This is a genomic window from Methylobacterium sp. WL18 (assembly GCF_008040015.1).
In the GTDB taxonomy this organism is placed as follows: domain Bacteria; phylum Pseudomonadota; class Alphaproteobacteria; order Rhizobiales; family Beijerinckiaceae; genus Methylobacterium; species Methylobacterium mesophilicum.
The window spans coordinates 1-3112 of the sequence record NZ_VRVD01000556.1 but is presented as its reverse complement, the minus strand read 5'-3'; the positions used below and the strand labels follow the sequence as shown (position 1 = coordinate 3112).

Here is a 3112-nt window from a genome sequence, read left to right as displayed (position 1 = left end):
CTCCACGACCCGGCGCGGGGCGGCGGCGACGAAGCGCTCCGCCGTGACCCGGCCGCGCAACCGGATGTCGGCGACGTCCGGACGGGCCGGGGTGAGGCGGGGATCGAGTGATTCGGCCATGGCGCGCGAGCCTAGCGCATCGTCCAGGGGATCGGATCCCGGCCGATGCGCGCGGTCTCGGGTATCCTCGCATCCCGGAGGTTCGGCTCCTCCGTCGGCACGACGCTCCGGACCGTCGCCGCCCGGTCCGGGACGGGGATCGCGACCCCCGTCTGGCACCCCGCGCGGGCACGCGCTATTATGCCGCAGCGCGATGCCGACCCACGCGCGGATGACTTTCGCCCTGTGGAGCGAGGGCAATGGCGTGCCGTATGCGGTATTCCAGCCCACGACATGTTCCCCGGACGGGCAACCGCCGATTATGATGCACTGCACAACCGGCGCGGAAGGCGCTATGTCTGTTCGATGATGACCGCGAGTCGCCCCGTGAAGAAGACGCAGAAGAGCTTCGCAGACCTGCCGCCGATCCGCGTGCGCCGCGAGCCGCCCACGGTGAACGAGGCGGTCGCCGCCGCCCAGGACCTCGCCGACGATGTCGAGCAGCAGGTCGAGATCGCCGCCGGCCTGATCGGGCTGCCGGCCGACGAGGTCCGCCCGCACGTCCTGGCGGCCAAGAAGGCCCGGCCGGAGCGGGTGCCGGAGCGGATCCTGACCCATGCCAGCCCGAGCCGGGCGCCCCGCACCGTCGTGGTCGAGCGCCGTACCCGCCCGACCGTGGTGATCGAGCGCCGCACCCGGCCCCTCGCCCCGCCGCGCTGACCGGTCCCTACCGGCGGCGCGCCGGCTTCAGTCCGGCGCCACGCAAAGTCCCAAACGATCAATCGGCGGTCTGGACCGACCAGGTGGCGTGGCGGATGCCCGGCGCCTTGGCGAGATCGGCCGTGACCGCATCCAGCTCGCTCGCCTTGACGGCGCTGGCCGTCAGCGTCGCGACCACGTCGACCGCGCCTCCGCCGCGCTCCTCGACCTCGACGTTGCTGACCGGATAGTTCGCCGCCTCCAGGCGCTCGACCAGCAGATCCTGGGCGGGGCCGGCCTCGCCGGGCGCGGTGGTCACCTGCACCTCGTAGGTCGCCTCGGTGGAGGATTCGCGGATCGGGGCGCGGTTGATGGCGTTCACCAGGGGCCGGAGCGCCGTGTTGCAGGTCAGCACCGTGACGGTGACGAACACCGCCTCCAACGGCAGGTCGGCGCCGCAGAACGCCCCAACGGCGGCGGAGCACCACAGGGTGGCGGCCGTGTTGAGACCGCGCACGTTCATCCCCTCCTTCATGATCACGCCGGCGCCCAGGAAGCCGATGCCGGAGATCACGTAGGCCACCGTGCGGACCCCGCCGTCCGGGCCGGTCAGCCGCATGCCGAGATCGACGAAGGCCGAGGCGCCGATCGCCACCAGCACCGCGGTGCGCAGGCCGGCGGTACGCTGCCGGTACTGCCGCTCGGCCCCGATCGCCGTGCCGAGCACGAAGGCGACGATCAGGCCGATGGCGGATTTGAATTCCTCGGGGATGGCGGCGTAGCTGGTCATGACGGTCTCTTGCGAGGCGAGAGGTGACGAAACCGTGACATCATGGCCTGCTGGGCGCGCCGTCCGGGATAGCGGATCCGGGGCGGCGCGCCAGGCCCTTGGTTTTGCATCACCTTTCTCCGGGAGCCGACAAAAGGACCCCGGGATGACGCCCGGCACGGACCGGAGGCAGAACCGGCCGGGATTGACGGCCCTACCGGGCAGCGGGCACACCGGCCTCAACCTGAGGATCCCTTGAGAATACGGGACCCGGGCCGAGGAGACGTGCAGGATGCAGGACACGGCCCCCGTGGCGGGTGTATTTTTCCGCGCCCGAGCGTTCTCCGCATGAGCGACGCCCTCGCCGAACGCCGGCCCGGGGCCGAACCGGACGCGGCCCTGCACGGGCGGGTCCTGGCCCTGCGCGACGGGCTGGAGCGCGGCCTGATCGGCAGCGCCGGCTTGGTCGAGCGTCTACTGATCGGTCTGCTCACCGGTGGCCACCTCCTGATCGAGGGCGCGCCGGGCCTGGCCAAGACCCGCGCGGTCAAGCGGCTGGCCGACGGGCTCGACGGCTCGTTCGCCCGCATCCAGTGCACCCCGGACCTGATGCCGGCCGACCTCACCGGCACCACCGTCTGGCGCCAGGACAGCGGCAGCTTCGAGTTCCTGCAGGGCCCCCTGTTCCACGCCCTGGTGCTGGTGGACGAGGTCAACCGGGCGCCGCCCAAGGTGCAGTCGGCCCTGCTCGAGGCGATGGCCGAGGGGCAGATCACGGTCTCCGGGCAGACCCATCCGCTCGCCGACCCGTTCATGGTCGTGGCGACCCAGAACCCGATCGAGCATGCCGGCACCTTCCCGCTGCCGGAGGCGCAGCTCGACCGCTTCCTGCTGCACGTCGTGGTCGAGATGCCCGACGAGGCCACCGAGCGGGCGATCCTCGACCTCGTGGAGGGCGAGATGACCCACCATGCCGAGGCCATGCCGGTGCGCCTGTCGCTGGCCGACGTGCGCGCCGCCCGGGAGGCGGCTCTGGCCACCTACGTGTCGCCGGCGCTCAAGGATTACCTGGTCCGCCTGGTGGCGGCGACCCGCACCGATACGGCGGCGCCGGACCTGCGGGCGATGATCGAGCACCCGGCCTCGCCGCGCGGCACGCTCGCGCTGATGATGGCGGGCAAGGCCCGGGCCTGGCTGCGCGGCCGGGACCACGTCACCCCGGAGGACGTCACCGAACTCGCCCGGGACGCGCTCTCCCACCGCATCGGCCTGACCTGGCGCGCGGCCGCCGAAGGCAAGACCGCCCGCGGCCTGGTCGGCGAGCTGGTGCAGCGGGTCCGGGCGCTCTGAGGGTGTTCGGGCTTTGGAACAGGAGCCGGAAACGCCCTCCCCCCTCTGCGGGGGAGGGTACCCTGCGCAGCAGGGGGGGCCGGGACGAAGTCCCGCAAGAGGGGCAGCGCGACGGTTCAGGATCTGAAGCCCGTCGCGATCTTTCCGGCAGCGTCGCTCCCCTCTCCCGACCCGGCCTGACGGCCGGCCCACCCT

Annotated in this window: 3 protein-coding genes and 1 pseudogene; 2 read left to right on the top strand and 2 right to left on the bottom strand. The window is 72.4% G+C overall.

Annotated elements, in window-relative coordinates:
• Nucleotides 1-120 (bottom strand): annotated as a pseudogene (locus FV228_RS34415) (peptidase P60); the annotation flags it as partial.
• A 366-nt stretch (nucleotides 121-486) separates the two neighbouring features.
• Here FV228_RS34415 and FV228_RS24890 point away from each other — a divergent pair.
• The gene (locus tag FV228_RS24890; RefSeq protein WP_246689961.1) at nucleotides 487-819 is read left to right on the top strand and encodes a hypothetical protein; all 333 of its coding nucleotides are present in this window, start codon (nucleotides 487-489) and stop codon (nucleotides 817-819) included.
• A 58-nt stretch (nucleotides 820-877) separates the two neighbouring features.
• Here the strand turns inward: FV228_RS24890 and FV228_RS24885 are convergent, their stop codons facing one another.
• Complete coding sequence (locus FV228_RS24885; protein ID WP_147857001.1) at nucleotides 878-1588, bottom strand: MgtC/SapB family protein; 711 nt, start codon at nucleotides 1586-1588, stop codon at nucleotides 878-880.
• A 327-nt stretch (nucleotides 1589-1915) separates the two neighbouring features.
• Here FV228_RS24885 and FV228_RS24880 point away from each other — a divergent pair, with 327 nt between their 5' ends.
• Nucleotides 1916-2917, top strand: coding sequence for a MoxR family ATPase (locus FV228_RS24880; RefSeq protein WP_147857000.1), 1002 nt, complete (start codon nucleotides 1916-1918; stop codon nucleotides 2915-2917).
• Nucleotides 2918-3112: the final 195 nt, after the last annotated feature.

Bases quoted from the DNA above. Each gene is read 5' to 3' on its own strand.
- FV228_RS24885 (WP_147857001.1), bottom strand. From the start codon at position 1,588: ATGACCAGCTACGCCGCCATCCCCGAGGAATTCAAATCCGCCATCGGC.
- FV228_RS24880 (WP_147857000.1), top strand. From the start codon at position 1,916: ATGAGCGACGCCCTCGCCGAACGCCGGCCCGGGGCCGAACCGGACGCG.